The organism is Curtobacterium sp. PhB142, assembly GCF_004341255.1.
GTDB lineage: Bacteria > Actinomycetota > Actinomycetes > Actinomycetales > Microbacteriaceae > Curtobacterium.
In genome coordinates this window covers 243,484-260,314 of sequence record NZ_SLUT01000006.1, presented here as the reverse complement: position 1 = coordinate 260,314, position 16,831 = coordinate 243,484, and the positions used below count along the sequence as shown (strand labels likewise).

The window sequence follows — 16,831 nt, the reverse complement described above, 5'->3', positions numbered from 1 at the left end:
TCAGTTCAGGGCGAACCAGATCTGGTACATCCGGTAGATCATGACCGCGACGGTGAAGGCGCCGGCGCCGAGGACGACGGTGCTCCACTTCGTGCGGTCCACGAGCGCCCAGACGATGGTCGCCGGCGGCACCAGGAGCACCGACACGGCGTAGACCCCGAACTCGAGGGCGTTGCCGTCCGGTGGGCTGCCCGTCGCGGGCAGCACGATGGAGATGACGCCCTGCACCAGGAGCAGGACCTCGATGAGCGCGAGGGACCCCACGGTGTAGTCGTTCGGCTTCCAGCCGATGAAACCGACCACGACGGCGAACAGCCCGGCCAGGACCGCGACGACGAGCTGGACCCACATGAACCACTCGATCACGCGTGCGCCCCGTTCTGCGACGCCGGAGCAGCCGGCGCCGGGAAGTTCGTGATGACCCGGAGCAGTCCGCGCCGGACCGAGACCAGTCCGACGAGGCGATCGTCGTCGACGGCCACCGCGGCCACCGGCTCGTCCGAGTCGGGGTGGTCGGCTGCGACGCGCTTGCCGTCGGTCAGGTCCTTCGCCGCGGCCGCGTCGAGCGACACCGACGAGAACAACCGGCGTGCCACGTCGGCCGGACGGGCGAGCGCCGCGCGGACGTCGACGGCGTCGTCCTCGAGGTCGATCGCGTCGGCCACGTCGAACGGACCGACCTGGGTGCGGCGGAGCGCGGTGAGGTGCGCGCCGGTGCCGAGGGTGGCGCCGACGTCGCGTGCGAGAGCCCGGACGTACGTGCCGGACGAGCAGGTCACGACGACGTCGAGGTCGACGACCGCCACCTCGGCACCGTCGACCGTGACGGTGCGGTCGTTCCGGCCGGTGACGTCGAACCGCGAGACGGTGACCGTGCGGGACTTCAGCTCGACGGTCTCGCCCTTGCGCGCCAGGTCGTACGCGCGGCGCCCGTCGACCTTGATCGCGCTGACGGTGGACGGGACCTGGTCGATCGTGCCGCGCTGCAGGGCGACGGCGCGTTCGACGGACTCGTCCGAGACGTCCGCTGCGGCGACGCCGGTCGCGGCGGTCGGGGTGCCGTCGGCGTCGTCGGAGTCCGTGGACACGCCGAGCCGGATGGTGGCGGTGTAGGTCTTGCCGAGGCCCACCAGGTGGGTGAGCAACCGGGTGGAGTGCCCGATCCCCAGGAGCAGCAGCCCGGTCGCCATCGGGTCGAGGGTCCCCGCGTGGCCGACCTTCTTCAGACCGAGGCGGCGGCGGGCGATCGACACGACGCGGTGGCTGGAGATCCCCTGCGGTTTGTCGACGAGGAGGATGCCGTCCGGCACGGTTTCGAGCACCAGAGGAGATTACCAGCGCCGGTCAGCAGGCGTCGTTCCACTCGCGACGGGGGTGCTCGGGATCGGTGACGTCGAGGACGGCGGAGGCGGCGATCTTGACGTCGGCCCGACGTTCGAGCCGGCCGGCTTCCTGCTCGACCCACAGCGACCAGCGCCAGAGCCCGCGGACACCGGGAGCCAGCAGTCCGGGCCCGTGCACGACCAGCACGCCGTCACCGGCGCCGGTGGTGCGGAACGGGGCGACCACCTCGTCGCGCAGCGTGTCGGGATCGGTGGACGGCGCCGTCGCGGCCATCGCGGACACCCCGTGCTGCTCGAAGCCGGCCACCAGCGTGGCGGCGACGTGTTCGAGATCGGTGCCGTCCTGCCCGTCGATGCCGATCACGGTCCGGTTCGTGCCGACCTGCGCGATCACCTCAGCAGCGATCGCGGCCATCGTGTTGGTCTCTTCGGGTGCCCAGCGTGCCATGCGTCCACCGTAGGCTGTCGTGGTGAACGCGAGCAGGGCCTCCCAGCCGGATGTGGAGAACGCGAGCGTCCCCGACATCGCGACCCCGTTGACCACCTGGTTCCGACAGGAGGCCCGCGACCTGCCGTGGCGTCGCCCCGGCTTCCCCGCGTGGGGCACCCTGGTCAGCGAGATCATGCTGCAGCAGACGCAGGTCGCGCGCGTGATCCCCCGACTGGAGGCGTGGCTCACCCGGTGGCCGACGCCTGCGGACCTCGCGGCGTCGCCCCCGGCGGACGCGGTGCGTGCCTGGGACCGGCTCGGCTACCCGAGACGCGCGCTCGCGCTGCACGCGGCGGCCACGGTGATCGCCACCGAGCACGGCAACGTCGTCCCACGGGACGTCGAGGCGCTGCTCGCGCTGCCGGGGATCGGCGACTACACGGCACGGGCCGTCGCCGTGTTCGCGTACGGCGACCGGCACCCCGTCGTCGACGTCAACGTGCGGCGGGTCCTGAAGCGCGCGCTCCTCGGCCAGGGCGAGCCCGGGCCGGCGAAGGCCAAGGACGACCTTCCCCTGATGGAGTCCGTGCTGCCGGCCGACCGCGACGACGCCGCTGCGACGAACGCGGCGGTGATGGAACTCGGAGCGCTCGTGTGCGTCGCCCGCTCCCCCGCGTGCGACGCGTGCCCGATCGCGGACCGCTGCGCCTGGCGTGCGGCCGGGTACCCCGAACACGACGGGCCACGTGCCCCGAAGCAGGCGAAGTTCGCCGGCAGCGACCGGCAGGTGCGCGGGCTGATCATGGCCGAGCTGCGCGCGAGCGACGTGCCGGTCGCCCGGTCGGAGATCGAACCGGTCTGGCCGGACGCCGAGCAGCGGGACCGAGCACTCGCGTCGCTCCTGCGCGACGGGCTGGCCGTCGGCGACGACACCACCGGGTACCGGCTGCCGGACGCCTGACGTCTCCGCCAGGCACGACGCACGAGCGCCCCGCCGCACACGGTGCAGCGGGGCGCTCGGACGCTCGTCGGGCTACGCCCGCGCCACGTCCTGCTCGTCGTCGGACTCGTCGTCCTCGTCCTCGTCGTGCTTGTACGGGTCGGCGTCGCCGGCGAACGTCGCACCGACCGACGCAGCTCGCACCTGCTCGTCACGCACCTGGGCCTGCACGAGCAGGTCCTCCATATGCGCCGAGGTCTCCGGCAGTGCGTCGGCGATGAACTCGAGCGACGGGGTGAGCCGCGCCGTGATGTTCTTGCCGACCTCGGAGCGGAGCATGCCGGTCGCGGCCTTGAGTGCCGCGGCGGAGTCGGCGCGCTCCTCGTCGGTGCCGTACACGGTGTAGAAGACCGATGCGTGCTGCAGGTCTCCGGTCACGCGGACGTCGGTGATCGTCACGAACCCGAGACGCGGGTCGCGCAGACCCTTGTCGAGACGGCGTGCGACGACTTCCTTGATGCGGTCCGCCATCTTGCGTGCGCGCTGCGGATCGGCCATGGGTGCCTCCTGAGGCAGTGGCGGGACGTTTCCCGCCGGTGGTTCTGCGTGGAAAGGGGTCGGGCCCCGACCTCCCGCGAAGGGAGGCCGGGGCCCAGGGTAGTCACACGATCAGTCGCGCGGCTTCTCGACGAGCTCGGTGGTCTCGATCTCGTCACCGATCTGGAGATCGTTGAACTTGCCGAGACCGATACCGGCCTCGAAGTCCGTGCGGACCTCGGTGACGTCGTCCTTGAAGCGACGGAGCGACTCGATCGCCAGTCCGTCGGCCAGGACCACACCGTCACGGATGACGCGCGCCTTGGCGTTGCGCGTGATCGTGCCGGAGCGGACGATGACACCCGCGATGTTGCCGAACTTCGAGGAGCTGAAGACCTCGCGGATCTCGGCGACACCGGACTGGACCTCTTCGTACTCGGGCTTGAGCATGCCCTTGAGGGACTGCTCGATGTCGTCGAGTGCGTTGTAGATGACCGAGTAGAAGCGCACGTCGATGCCTTCGCGCGCCGCACGCTCGCGGGCCTTGACGTCCGGACGGACGTTGAAGCCGACCACGATGGCGTTGTCGATCGTGGCGAGGTCGATGTCCGACTCCGTGATCGCACCGACACCGCGGTGGAGGATGCGGAGCTGGACACTGTCGTCGACCTCGATGTCCAGGAGCGACTGCTCGAGTGCCTCGACGGCACCGGAGACGTCACCCTTGATGATGAGGTTGAGCGAGTCGACCTTGCCCTCTTCGAGTGCACGGGTGAAGTCCTCGAGCGAGATGCGCTTGCGGGCCTTGGCCAGCTGGGCGTTGCGCTCGGCGGCTTCACGCTTCTCGGCGATCTGACGTGCCGTGCGGTCCTCTTCGGTGACGAGGAACGTGTCACCGGCGCGGGGCACCGAGGACAGACCCTGCACCTGGACCGGGCGGCTGGGCGTGGCGGCCTTGACCGCGACACCGTTCTCGTCGGTCATCGCACGGACGCGGCCGTAGGCCGTGCCCGCCACGATGGCGTCGCCGACGTGCAGCGTCCCGGACTGGATGAGGACGGTCGCCACCGCACCACGGCCCTTGTCGAGCCGTGCTTCGATCGCGACGCCGCGGGCGTCCTTGTCGGGGTTCGCACGCAGGTCGAGCCCGGCGTCAGCGGTGAGCAGCACGGCGTCCAGGAGGTCCTGGATGCCGATGTTCTGCCGAGCCGAGACGTCGACGAACATGACGTCTCCGCCGTACTCCTCCGCCACAAGGTTGTACTCGGTGAGCTGCTGGCGGACCTTGGCCGGGTTCGCGCCTTCCTTGTCGATCTTGTTCACCGCGACCACGATCGGCACGTTGGCCGACTGCGCGTGGTTCAGCGCCTCGATCGTCTGGGGCATGATGCCGTCGTCCGCCGCGACCACGAGGATCGCGATGTCGGTGACCTGCGCACCACGAGCACGCATGGCCGTGAAGGCCTCGTGACCCGGGGTGTCGATGAACGTGATCGGACGCTCGATGCCCTCGTGCTCGGTGACGATCTGGTACGCACCGATGTGCTGGGTGATGCCACCGGCTTCACCCTCGACGACCTTCGAGTTCCGGATCGCGTCGAGCAGTCGCGTCTTACCGTGGTCGACGTGACCCATGACGGTCACGACGGGCGGACGGACCTGCAGGACGGAGTCGTCCTCGTCGGCGTACTCGGCATCGATGTCGATGTCGAAGCCCTCGAGGAGCTCCTTGTCCTCGTCCTCGGGCGAGACGATCTGGATCTTGTAGCCCAGCTCGTCACCGAGGACCTCGAACGTCGCCTCGTCCAGCGACTCGGTCGCGGTCGCCATCTCACCGAGGTGGAACAGCACCGTGACCAGGTTGCCGGGCATGGCGTCGATCTTGTCCGCGAAGTCCGAGATGCTCGCACCGCGACGGAGTCGGACGACCGTGTTGCCGTCGCCACGAGGGACCTGCACACCGCCGAGCGACGGGGCCTGACGCATCTCGTACTCGGCGCGCTTCGTCCGCTTCGACTTGCGGGCACGGCTCTTGCCGCCACCGCGACCGAACGCACCGGCGGTACCACCACCGGGGCCACGACCACGGCCACCGCCACCGGCGGGACGCGGGCCGCTGAAGGCCGGACGCGGGAAGCCGCCACCGGCACCGCCGCCAGCACCCGGACGGGCGCCACCGGGGCCGCCACGACCGCCACCCTGGCCCGGGCGCTGCCCGAAGCCGTTGGGACGGTTCGCCTGACCGGGTCCACCCGGACGCGGTGCACCCGGACGCGGGACGCCGGGACGCGGCGGCTGCGGACGCGGGATACCCGCTCCACCTGCACCAGCGGCGGGGCGCTGGCCCATGCCCTGGTTCGAGGCGAAGGGGTTGTTGCCGGGGCGCGGCGGGCGCGAGCCCATGCCCTGGTTCGACGCGTAGGGGTTGTTGCCCGGACGTGCGCCGGGCTTCGGGCCACCGGGCTTCGGGCCGGCAGCGGCGGGCTTGGCACTGGAGCCGGGCTTCACCGCGTCGGTCTTCGGCTCGTCACCGGTCGAGTCGGCCGGCTGCGTGGCAGCCTGCTGCTCGGCGGCGGCCTTCTCGGCACGGGCCTTCTGTGCGGCCTCGGCCTCGGCCTGTCGCTGGGCGACGGACTTCGGTGCGGCCGGGGTCGGGACGTCCTCGGCAGCAGGTGCTGCCTGGACCTCGGGCTCCGGTGCGGGTGCCGGACGGACCGGGCCGGGGCGCGGGCCACCGGGCTTCGGCGCGCCGGACGCGGGCGTGCTGCTCTTGGCCGGCGTGCTCGGCGCGGGGGCCGAGGCTGCGGGCTTGGATGCCGGGACACCGTCCGCCTGCAGGGCGGCACGGAGCTTCCGGGCAACGGGAGGCTCGATGCTCGAGCTGGCACCCCGGACGAACTCGCCGAGCTCCTTGAGCTTCTCGAGTGCGGTCTTGCTGTCGACGCCGAGTTCGCTTGCGATCTCGTGTACGCGTGGTTTAGCCACTGTTCTCCTTCACGGGTCCCACCCCGTAAAGGGCAGGACTCAATGGATGACGGGTCTCATTTCGAGCCGCTCATCAGTTGTCCATAAGCCGTTCAGCCTGTTCTGTCATGTCCGGGCGCTCGGTCGACGCTCGTGAGAGGCCGACGATGTGGTCGAGCACCGCGGACGTGTCGGGATCGCGATCCAACCGGAGCGCACGGCGGAAAGCCCTGCGCTTGACGGCCAGATCGTAGGCATCGACCGTCGGTGTGAGCCATGCTCCCCGGCCCGGCATGACTGCCTTCGGATCCGCCACGACGCGGCCATCGCTCAGGGCGACGACTCGGAGGAGTGAGGATCGGGAAGCGCGACGACGACTGCCGATGCACGTTCTGACGGGGACCACTCTACTCCTTGCCTCGGACGTCCGCGATCCGGCGCGCCCTTCTGGGCACGCCGGCGGCGAAATCGCCTAGTCGTCGCCGTCCAGGATGGAGTCCGGCTGGATGTCGATCCGGGCCCCGGTGAGCTTGGCAGCCAGGCGGGCGTTCTGCCCTTCCTTGCCGATCGCGAGCGACAGCTGGTAGTCCGGCACGAGTGCGCGGACGGCCTTGGTCGACGCGTCGAGCACGAAGGCGCTGGTCACCTTGGCCGGCGACAAGGCACTCGCGACGAACGCCGACAGGTCCGGGGACCAGTCCACGATGTCGACCTTCTCGGCACCGAGCTCGTTGGTGACGGCACGGACGCGCGCGCCCAGCTCACCGATGCAGGCACCCTTCGCGTTGACGCCGGGCTCGTTCGCCTTCACCGCGATCTTCGTGCGGTGACCGGCTTCGCGCGCGAGCGACGTGATCTCCACGACGCCCGAGGCGATCTCCGGCACCTCGAGGGCGAAGAGCTTCCGGACCAGGCCCGGGTGGGTGCGCGACACCGTGATCTGCGGGCCTTTGTTGCCGCGGGCGACGCTCGTCACGTACACGCGGATGCGCGAACCGTGCGCGTAGGACTCGCCCGGCACCTGCTCTTCGGGCGGCAGGATCGCCTCGACCGTGCCGAGGTCGACCATCACCATGCGCGGGTTCGGGCCCTGCTGGACCACACCGGCGACGATGTCGCCTTCCTTGCCGCGGAACTCGCCGAGGATCTTGTCGTCACCGATGTCGCGCAGGCGCTGGTTGATGACCTGTTTCGCCGCGAAGGCCGCGATGCGACCGAAGTCGCTCGGCTGGTCGACGGCTTCACCGATGACGGTGCCCTCGTCGTCGAGCTCGGGGACGTAGACACTGACCTCGCCGGACTTGCGGTCGAGCTCGACGCGCGACTGCGCGTGGGCCGGCTCGCCGTTCTCTTCGGCGTGCTTCTGGTAGGCGGTCAGGATGGCAGATTCGATGATCTGGACCAGTTCGTCGAACGGGATCTCCCGCTCGCGCTCCATGAGTCGCAGGACTGCGAGATCGATCTTCACCGAGGTGCCTCCGTATTCAGATGAGTCGCTCCTGCGGATGGAACCGTCGCAGAAGTCGGCCACAAGCGTACCGCACTGCGGCTCGCGGACCCGAGTCGAGACGGACGGGAGGCCCGTGGCGGCGTCGCCACGGGCCTCCCGTCCGTTGGGTGGTCGCGTCCAGGACGCGACCCGCTAGATCGCGCGGACCGCGTCGAGCAGCTCGGCGACCGGCACGTCGCGGCGTTCGCCGCTGGCACGGTTCCACAGCTCGACGACGCCGTCGGCGGCGCCGCGGCCGGCGACGACCACGATCGGCATGCCGAGCAGCTCGGCGTCGCGGAGCTTGACGCCGGGCGACACCTTCGGACGGTCGTCGTAGAGCACGTCGAACCGCTCACCCTCGAGCTCGGCGACGATCGACGTCGCCAGCTCGTAGGCGACCTGGTCACGGCCGGTGGCGACGATGTGCACGTCGAACGGTGCGACGTTCTTCGGCCAGGCCAGGCCCTTGTCGTCGTTGTGCGCCTCGGCCAGGATCGCCAGGATGCGCGTCACGCCGATGCCGTACGAGCCCATCGTGACGGTCGCGAGCTTGCCGTTCTCGTCCTGCACCTTGAGGCCCAGGGCCTCGGCGTACTTGCGGCCGAGCTGGAAGACGTGCCCGATCTCCATGCCGCGGGCGGTCTCGAGCGGACCCGAGCCGTCGGGCGACGGGTCCCCCGCGCGGACGTCCGAGACCTCGGCGACACCGTCGGCCACGAAGTCACGGCCGGCGACCAGGCCGGAGACGTGCACGCCGCGCTCGTTGGCGCCGGTGACCCAGGCGGTGCCGTCGACCACGCGCGGGTCGACGAAGTACCGGATGCCCGTGGCGCTGTCGGCACCGAGGACCTGCGGGCCGATGTAGCCCTTGACCAGGCCCTTGTGCTTCTTGAAGTCGTCGTCGCCTGCGGCTTCGACCTCGGCCGGAGCGAACGCCACCTCGGCGCGCTTCAGGTCGACGTCGCGGTCACCGGGGAGCCCGACGACCACGACCTCGCGCGTGCCGTCCAGGTGGGTGAGGGCGAGGACGACGTTCTTCAGCGTGTCCGCAGCGGTCCACGGCGCGCCGTCGCGCGGGGCGACCTCGTTCGCGTGGGCGACGAGCGTGTCGATCGTCGGGGTGTCCGACGACGGCAGGAGCACCGCGTCGGGCTGGCCCTCGATCGGCAGCGACGCGGGCACGGGCGTGACGTAGGCCTCGACGTTCGCCGCGTAGCCGTTGGCGCTGCGGACGAAGGTGTCCTCGCCCACGGCGATCGGGTGCAGGAACTCCTCCGACTTGGAGCCGCCCATCGCGCCGGCGTCCGCCTTGACGATGACGTACTCGAGGCCGAGGCGGGCGAAGATCTTCTCGTACGCGTTGCGCATGACCTGGTAGCTGTGCTCGAGGCCCTCGTCGGTGAGGTCGAACGAGTAGGCGTCCTTCATGGTGAACTCGCGACCGCGCAGCAGACCCGCGCGCGGGCGTGCTTCGTCGCGGTACTTGTCCTGGATCTGGAACAGCGTGACGGGGAGGTCCTTGTACGACGAGTACAGGTCCTTCACCAGCAGCGCGAACATCTCTTCGTGCGTGGGGGCGAGCAGGTAGTCGGAACCCTTGCGATCCTGCAGGCGGAACATGCCGTCGCCGTACTCGGTCCAGCGGTTCGTCGCCTCGTACGGCTCGCGCGGCAGCAGCGCCGGCAGGAGCACTTCCTGCGCACCGGCAGCGACCATCTCTTCGCGGATGATCCCCTCGATCTTGGCGCGCACCCGGAGACCGAGCGGCAGCCAGGCGAAGATCCCCGGGGACTGGCGACGGACGTACCCGGCGCGGACGAGCAGCTTGTGGCTCGTCACCTCGGCGTCGGAGGGGTCGTCGCGGAGCGTACGGAGGAACAGATGCGAAAGCCGTGTGACCACGGGGCCAGCCTAGCGGCGTGCGCCGACGGCGCGGCACGGGAGGGGCGCACCGTGCGCGGTTCGCCGCACGGTGCGACGTTCGGGCGGGCGCGCACCGTGCGAGGTTCACCGCACGGTGCGGCGCAAGCCGCATCGTGCGGTGTCACAAGCGCGCACCGGACTGCTTTCCCGTCACGGGTTCGCGAAGTCCGCACGGTGCGGACGGGACGCCAGGTGCCAGGCCGCCACGGGCCTCCCGTCCGGCACGCCGCGACGCTCGTCGTGCGTGGACGCGCACCGTGCGAGGTTCGCCGACCGGTGCGGCCTCAGCCGCACCGTGCCGCCCTCTTACCCCGCACCGAGCCGTCAACCCGGCACACGGTGGCGGACTCCGCACCGTGCCGGAGCGCGCGCTACGGGGTGGTGATGACCTCGGGGCTGCCGAGCGCGGCCTCCGGCCCCATCTCGTCAGCGATGCGGTTCGCCTCGGCGATGAGGGTCTGCACGATCTCGTGCTCCGGCACCGTCTTGACGACCTTGCCCTTGACGAAGATCTGGCCCTTGCCGTTGCCCGACGCCACGCCGAGGTCGGCCTCGCGCGCCTCGCCCGGGCCGTTCACGACGCAGCCCATGACGGCGACGCGCAGGGGGACGGACATGCCCTCGAGCCCCTTGGTGACGTCGTTCGCCAGCTGGTAGACGTCGACCTGGGCCCGGCCGCAGCTCGGGCACGAGACGATCTCGAGCTTGCGCTCGCGCAGGTTGAGCGACTGCAGGATCTGCAGGCCGACCTTGACCTCTTGCGCGGGCGGCGCGGACAGGGACACGCGGATGGTGTCGCCGATCCCCTCGGCCAGCAGGATGCCGAACGCGGTGGCGCTCTTGATGGTGCCCTGGAACTCGGGGCCAGCCTCGGTCACGCCGAGGTGCAGCGGCCAGTCACCGGCGGCGGCGAGCTGGCGGTAGGCCTTGACCATGACGATCGGGTCGTTGTGCTTGACCGAGATCTTGAAGTCGTGGAAGTCGTGCTCCTCGAACAGGCTGGCTTCCCACACGGCGGACTCGACGAGCGCCTCGGGTGTGGCCTTGCCGTACTTCTGCAGCAGGCTCGGTTCGAGCGACCCGGCGTTGACACCGATGCGGAGCGACACGCCTGCGGCCTTCGCCGCGGCGGCGATCGCACCGACCTGGTCGTCGAACTTGCGGATGTTGCCCGGGTTCACGCGGACCGCGGCGCAGCCAGCGTCGATCGCCTGGAACACGTACTTCGGCTGGAAGTGGATGTCGGCGATGACCGGGATCTGCGACTTCTTCGCGATGATCGGCAGCGCGTCGGCGTCTTCCTGCGTCGGCACGGCGACCCGGACGATGTCGCAGCCCGAGGCCGTGAGCTCGGCGATCTGCTGCAGCGTCGCGTTGATGTTCGTCGTCGGGGTCGTGGTCATCGACTGGACGGACACCGGAGCATCGCCGCCCACGAGCACCTTGCCGACCCGGATCTGGCGCGACTTGCGTCGGGGGGCGAGGGTTTCGGGCGACTTGGGCATACCGAGGTTCACAGCGGGCACGTGAGCACTCTACGCGCTCGCTCCGAGCGTCCCGGCCCGGTCACACCGGACGCTCAGAGCCGAGCGGCGCTGTCCACCACGGTGATGAGCGGCGCGTACAGCCGCATCGCGTCGAGCGCCCGCTCGTGGTCCGCGTCGCTCGCCCCGGCGCAGGCGTCCGCGACGACCGTCACGGTCGCTCCGGCGTCCGCCGCCGCCAGGGCGGTCGACAGCACGCAGCAGTCGGTCGACACCCCCGTGAGCACCAGGTGCGGGTGGTCGCCGACGACTGCCTGGAGGCCCGTCCCCCACTTGCCGAACGTCGGCTCGGTCACGACGGGGTCGTTCCGGTCCCCTGCCGCACTCGCGAAGGGCTCGGTCAGCGCGTACAGCGGGTCGGCGTCCGGCACGAGGGCGAAGGGCCACTCGCGGTAGTACGGCACCCAGGCGCCCTGCGGGCGCTGGGGCGCAACGAACCGGGTGAACACCGTGCGTCCGGTGAACCGGGGCAGCAGGCGTTCGATACCGACCCCGGCGTGGTCGTACCGCGGCGCGGCCCACGGAGACTCCCCCGTGAAGACCTGCTGCATGTCGATGACGACGAGCCAGGCGTCGTCGGGGACGATCGTGCTCACCGCTGTGCTTCCTGTCGTCGCACGGAGCCCCGGGCGAACAGCAGGGTGCCGAGGAACCCGACGACGAGCGCGACCAGCACACCGAGGTTCGCGTAGGCCCAGGCGCCGTCGCGTCCGCCGAGGCCGAACGGCCCGAGCAGGTAGCCCTGCCACGACAGCCACGCCGGTGACGCCAGCGTGACGAGACCCCACCCGAGTGCCGTGCCGACCGCGACCAGAGCGATCGCGCCCCACCGGACGTCGCCGTAGCGGCCGCGACGGTCGTCGAGCTCGCCTTCGGCGTAGGCGGTGCGCCGCAGCAGGACGTCGGCGACGAAGATGCCGGCCCAGGCGGCGATCGGGACGCCGAGGGTGATGAGGAACGCCTGGAACGGGCCGACGAAGTCCGTCGCGAAGAACGCGATGTAGATCGCACCCGCCACCATGAACACGCCGTCCACCCCGGCGGCGACCGGCCGTGGGATCTTCACGCCGACGCTCAGCAGCGCGAGGCCCGACGAGTAGATGTCGAGCACCGCGCCGCCGACGAGCCCGAGGATCGCGACGAGGGCGAACGGGATGAGGAACCACACCGGCAGGATCGTGGTGAGCGCGCCGATCGGGTCGGCACCGATCGCCGCGCTCAGGTCCGGCGAGGACCCGGCGAGCAGGACACCGAAGACTACGAGGATCGCCGGTGCGAGGGCACCGCCGAAGGTCGTCCACCCGACGACTCCCCCGGTGGACGACGACCGCGGTAGGTACCGCGAGTAGTCGGCAGCGGCGTTCACCCAGCCCAGCCCGAAGCCGGTCATCACGAGCACGAGCGCACCGATGAACTGCTGGGCACTGCCCGTCGGCATCGCGGCGATCGCGGCGAAGTCGATGGACGGCACCGCGAGCACGACGTAGACGACCGTGAGCACAGCGGTGATGACCGTGATCCAGGTCTGCAGGCGCATGATCACGTCGAAGCCCGCGACGCCGGCCCCGACCACGAGCGCGGCGACCACGACGAGGGCGACGACCTTCGTCAGCACCCCGCCGTCCCAGCCGAGCTCGGTGAACACCGTCGAGGTCGCGAGGACCGCCAGTGCGGCGAGGGCGGTCTCCCACCCGACGGTGAGGATCCAGCTGAGGAACGAGGGCACCCGGTTGCCGCGGACCCCGAAGGCCGCACGGCTCAGCACCATCGTCGGCGCCGACCCGCGTTTGCCGGCGATCGCGACGATGCCGCACAGCAGGAACGAGAACACCACCCCGATGACCGAGACGACGGTGGCCTGCCAGAACGAGATGCCGAACCCGACCACGAACGACCCGTAGGCGATGCCGAGGACGGAGATGTTCGCCGCGAACCACGGCCAGAAGAGTCCCCGCGGGGTGCCCTTGCGGTCGGACTCGGCGATGACGTCGAGGCCCTGCCGTTCGACGGTGCGGACCTCGGGCGCGGCAGTGGTGAGCCCGGAGTTCGTGGGCGCTGTGCTCATCCGCTGAGCGTAGCGCCGCAGCGACTACCCGAACAGGTTCACGGGCCGCACGATGTCGGCGTAGATCAGCAGCGCGCTCATCCCCGCCAGCAGCACCACGACGACCATCGTGAGCGGCATCGTCTTCGCCAGGTCGATGGGGCCCGGGTCCGCCTTGCCGACGAGCTTGAAGGACCGTCGCTTGATCGCCTCCCACAGGGCGCCGGCGATGTGCCCGCCGTCGAGCGGCAGCAGCGGCACCATGTTCAGCACGAACAGGCCGATGTTCAGCGAGGCCAGCAGCCCGAGGATCGTGTACGCCTTGTCGACCACCGGCACGCCGCTCATCGACGAGACCTCGCCGATCGCGCGGCCGACGCCGACGACCGACACGGGGCTGTCCTGCGACCGCTCCTGCGCGCCGAACGCCGCGTTCCAGACGGCGACCAGGCGCTGCGGCAGGTCGATGATGAGGTGCGCCGACGCGGCGATCTGCGCACCCGTCGCGGGCAGGACCTCGGCCGGCGACTGCCGCACGAGCGACTGCCCGATGCTGACGCCGACGACACCGACCCGCTGGGTCTTCGTCGTGCCGTCGTCGTTCGTGACGACCTTGCCCTCGGCGTCGTAGACGTCGCGGGTGGCGGTCGTCGGGGTGATCTCGAGCGTCTTCCGGGCACCGTCACGCTCGACGACGACCGTCACCTGCTCGCCGGCCGACTTCTGGAACACCTCGGAGACGCGCGCGATGGTCGGGTCCTGCTCACCGTTCACCGAGAGCACGACGTCGCCCGACGCGATGCCGGCCTGCTTCGCCGGCGACTCCGCATCGCCCGAGGTGCACTCGGTCGTCTGGCTTGTCGGCAGGACACAGTCGACGCTCGAGGTGAACGTCGTGGTCGGCGACCCGAAGCCGCACAGCAGCACGCCGAACAGCACGATCCCGATCACCAGGTTCATCGCGGGTCCAGCGACCATCACGATGATGCGCTTCCACGGGGTGAGTCGGTAGAAGGCGCGGGAGTCGTCGCCGCCGGAGTCCGCGATCTGCTCCGCGCTGGCCTGGCGGGCATCCTGCACGAACGCGCCGTACATACCGGTGTTCGTGATCGCGCTCGGGCGGCCGGAGGCACGCGGCTTGAGCATGCCGACCATCGAGATGTAGCCGCCGAGCAGGATCGGGCGGATGCCGTACTCGGTCTCACCCCGCTTGAACGACCACATGGCCTTGCCGAACCCCAGCGAGTACTGCGTCACCTTGACGTTGAACAGCTTCGCGAAGGACAGGTGCCCCAGCTCGTGGAGTCCGATCGAGACCAGCAGGCCGATGATGAAGACGACCACGCCGAGGACGAAGAGCAGGACGGATTCGACGGTCACCGGGAAAGGGTACGGGACGCTTGCCATGACGGAGCCGAGCGCCGTCTGAGAGGTGTTCTGAGCCTCTCCCCACCGGCGCGGCCGTCCCGCCGCTGGCGCGTCGCGCCGGAACCGGCGGTGTGGGCCCAGTCCGTCACGTGGTGACCATGCGACCGACGGGAGGCGCGGATCACGTCAGCGGGTCAGCGCGCGGTCCGCCGCGGCGCGGGCCCAGTGCTCCGCAGCGAGCACACCGTCGAGTGACGGCTCCCCCGCGGTGTGCTCCTCGACGACGCGCTCGACCGTGTCGACGATGTCGAGGAACCCGATGGCGCCCGCGTGGAACGCGGCCACGGCCTGTTCGTTCGCCGCGTTGAAGACGGCCGGGAAGGTCCCGCCGAGCTCACCGACACGCTTCGCGAGGGCGACGGCGCCGAACGCGTCGGCGTCGAGCGGCTCGAAGGTCCAGGTGCTCGCCGTGGTCCAGTCGAGCGGCACACCGACCCCGGGCACGCGGTCCGGCCACGCCAGGCCGAGCGCGATCGGCAGACGCATGTCCGGCGGCGAGGCCTGCGCGATGGTGGAGCCGTCGACGAACTCGACCATCGAGTGCACGATCGACTGCGCGTGCACCGTGACCTCGATGCGGTCGTACGGCACGCCGAAGAGCAGGTGCGCCTCGATGACCTCGAGCCCCTTGTTGACGAGCGTGGCGGAGTTCGTCGTGACGACGAGTCCCATGTCCCACGTGGGGTGCGCCAGCGCCTGCGCCGGGGTGACGTCGCGGAGCTGCTCGCGGGTGCGGCCGCGGAACGGACCGCCGCTCGCCGTGAGGACGAGCCGCTGCACCTCGGTGTCGGCACCGGAGCGGAGCGTCTGCGCGATCGCCGAGTGCTCGCTGTCCACGGGGACGATCTGGCCCGGCGCCGCAGCCTGCTGCACCAGGGAACCGCCCACGATGAGGCTCTCCTTGTTGGCGAGCGCCAGGGTCGCACCGGTCTCGAGCACCGCGAGCGTCGGCCCGAGGCCGACCGACCCCGTGATGCCGTTCAGGACGACGTCGGCCTCAACGCTGCGGACGAGCCGCTCGGAGTCCTGCGCCCCGAACGCCGTGTCGCGCACGCCGAACCGTGCGGCCTGCTCGGCGACCAGGGTGCGGTTGCTACCGGCGGTCAGACCGACGACCTCGAACCGGTCGGGGTTGCGGGCGACGACGTCGAGCGCCTGCGTGCCGATCGAGCCGGTGCTGCCGAGGACGACGATGCGGCGCCGGGCCACGGTCAGCCCTTCGCGAGGATGTCGACCACGAAGACGAGCGTGGCGTTCTTCGGGATGCCCGACCCCTCCTGCGGGTTCGCGCCGTAGGCGTCCTCCGGCGTGGCGACGATCAGCACCTGGGAGCCGACCTTCTGGCCGACGAGCCCGGTGACGAAGCCCTTGATGAGTGCGCTCTCGGAGACCGTGAAGGTCGTCGGGGCGCCCTTCGACCACGAGGAGTCGAACTCCTTGCCGGTGCTGTAGACGACGCCCTTGTACTGCACGAGGGCGGTGTCACCGTCGGCGATGGACGCGCCGTCGCCCTGCTTGAGGACCTCGACGGTCGTCTTGGTCGGGGCTTTCACGCCGTCGGGGATCGTGATCTCCGGCTCGCCGGACGCCTTGTCCTTGACCGTCGGCAGGCCGGGGTCCTGGTCCTGCGGGGTGCCGCTCGCCTTGGTGGGGGTCTGCGCGACGACGTCCGCGACCACGACGATCTCGCCACCGGTGTTGAAGCCGAGCGCCGAGGACTGCCCCACCGCTGCCACACGGTCGCCCACCTTCGAGCAGGCGAGCAGGGCTCCGAAGCCCGACCCACCGACGGACAGGACCTGCGGGTTGCCCTCGTCGAAGCCGACCGTGCCGAGCTTCTTGGCGTCCTTGGCCTCGTAGACCGTGTACGACACCTGGGCGTAGTCGCCCTCGTCCAACGACGCGCCCTTGCCCGTCACGAGCTTCGTGGCCTGCGGGGTCTTGGCCGACAGGCCCGCCGCGAACTTGACCGTCGGGGCCTTCGCGCCGCCGAACGAACCGCTCGCCCGGATGGAGTCAGAGGCCTTGCCGGGGTCCGGGCAGGACGTGATCGCCGAGGCGGTCGCACTGGCGGTCGGAGTCGGCGAGGCCGTGGACCCGTCCGAACCGGAGCCGGAGCATGCGGCGAGTCCCAGCACGACGGCGGGGACGAGGGCGATCGGGAGCAGGCGCAGACGCTTCACGGG

At 70.6% G+C, this 16,831-nt stretch carries 15 protein-coding genes; 1 reads left to right on the top strand and 14 read right to left on the bottom strand.

The window, feature by feature from the left end; all coding sequences use genetic code 11:
* Genes EDF31_RS13675 through EDF31_RS20030 form a run of 3 tightly spaced genes read right to left on the bottom strand, consistent with a single transcriptional unit; the run spans position 1 to position 1,791 of the window.
* Positions 1–366, bottom strand: coding sequence for a hypothetical protein (locus EDF31_RS13675; protein ID WP_123937787.1), 366 nt, complete (start codon positions 364–366; stop codon positions 1–3).
* A complete protein-coding gene (gene truB / locus EDF31_RS13670; protein ID WP_131846500.1) occupies positions 363–1,322 on the bottom strand; it encodes a tRNA pseudouridine(55) synthase TruB in 960 nt (319 codons plus the stop codon). Before truB ends, EDF31_RS13675 begins: the two co-directional genes overlap by 4 nt.
* A 22-nt stretch (positions 1,323–1,344) precedes the next feature.
* Positions 1,345–1,791 (bottom strand): hypothetical protein, encoded by a 447-nt coding sequence (locus tag EDF31_RS20030; RefSeq protein ID WP_165901425.1) that lies wholly within the window; start codon positions 1,789–1,791, stop codon positions 1,345–1,347.
* An 88-nt stretch (positions 1,792–1,879) separates the two neighbouring features.
* Between EDF31_RS20030 and EDF31_RS13660 the strand changes: the two genes are divergently transcribed.
* Complete coding sequence (locus EDF31_RS13660; protein WP_207895431.1) at positions 1,880–2,734, top strand: A/G-specific adenine glycosylase; 855 nt, start codon at positions 1,880–1,882, stop codon at positions 2,732–2,734.
* A 72-nt stretch (positions 2,735–2,806) separates the two neighbouring features.
* Here the strand turns inward: EDF31_RS13660 and rbfA are convergent, their stop codons facing one another.
* From rbfA to EDF31_RS13605, 11 genes are all read right to left on the bottom strand, one after another.
* Positions 2,807–3,271, bottom strand: coding sequence for a 30S ribosome-binding factor RbfA (rbfA, locus tag EDF31_RS13655; protein ID WP_123294301.1), 465 nt, complete (start codon positions 3,269–3,271; stop codon positions 2,807–2,809).
* A gap of 111 nt (positions 3,272–3,382) precedes the next feature.
* Complete coding sequence (gene infB / locus EDF31_RS13650; protein ID WP_123294300.1) at positions 3,383–6,235, bottom strand: translation initiation factor IF-2; 2,853 nt, start codon at positions 6,233–6,235, stop codon at positions 3,383–3,385.
* A gap of 73 nt (positions 6,236–6,308) precedes the next feature.
* Positions 6,309–6,620, bottom strand: coding sequence for a YlxR family protein (locus EDF31_RS13645; protein WP_111083891.1), 312 nt, complete (start codon positions 6,618–6,620; stop codon positions 6,309–6,311).
* A 66-nt stretch (positions 6,621–6,686) separates the two neighbouring features.
* The gene (nusA, locus tag EDF31_RS13640; RefSeq protein WP_111083890.1) at positions 6,687–7,682 is read right to left on the bottom strand and encodes a transcription termination factor NusA; all 996 of its coding nucleotides are present in this window, start codon (positions 7,680–7,682) and stop codon (positions 6,687–6,689) included.
* A 174-nt stretch (positions 7,683–7,856) separates the two neighbouring features.
* The gene (locus tag EDF31_RS13635; protein WP_131846499.1) at positions 7,857–9,608 is read right to left on the bottom strand and encodes a proline--tRNA ligase; all 1,752 of its coding nucleotides are present in this window, start codon (positions 9,606–9,608) and stop codon (positions 7,857–7,859) included.
* A 392-nt stretch (positions 9,609–10,000) separates the two neighbouring features.
* Complete coding sequence (ispG, locus tag EDF31_RS13630) at positions 10,001–11,134, bottom strand: flavodoxin-dependent (E)-4-hydroxy-3-methylbut-2-enyl-diphosphate synthase (protein WP_111083888.1); 1,134 nt, start codon at positions 11,132–11,134, stop codon at positions 10,001–10,003.
* 74 nt (positions 11,135–11,208) lie between these two features.
* Positions 11,209–11,769, bottom strand: a complete 561-nt coding sequence (locus tag EDF31_RS13625) for a cysteine hydrolase (protein ID WP_131846498.1) — start codon at positions 11,767–11,769, stop codon at positions 11,209–11,211.
* Positions 11,766–13,238, bottom strand: coding sequence for a cytosine permease (locus EDF31_RS13620; RefSeq protein ID WP_131846497.1), 1,473 nt, complete (start codon positions 13,236–13,238; stop codon positions 11,766–11,768). Before EDF31_RS13620 ends, EDF31_RS13625 begins: the two co-directional genes overlap by 4 nt.
* Positions 13,239–13,262: 24 nt before the next feature.
* Complete coding sequence (locus EDF31_RS13615; protein ID WP_185021068.1) at positions 13,263–14,597, bottom strand: site-2 protease family protein; 1,335 nt, start codon at positions 14,595–14,597, stop codon at positions 13,263–13,265.
* A gap of 174 nt (positions 14,598–14,771) precedes the next feature.
* Positions 14,772–15,854 (bottom strand): 1-deoxy-D-xylulose-5-phosphate reductoisomerase, encoded by a 1,083-nt coding sequence (gene dxr / locus EDF31_RS13610; RefSeq protein ID WP_131846496.1) that lies wholly within the window; start codon positions 15,852–15,854, stop codon positions 14,772–14,774.
* A 2-nt stretch (positions 15,855–15,856) separates the two neighbouring features.
* Positions 15,857–16,828: an FKBP-type peptidyl-prolyl cis-trans isomerase gene (locus EDF31_RS13605; RefSeq protein WP_131846495.1), complete on the bottom strand. Its 972-nt coding sequence runs from the start codon at positions 16,826–16,828 to the stop codon at positions 15,857–15,859.
* Between the last annotated feature and the right edge of the window lie 3 nt (positions 16,829–16,831).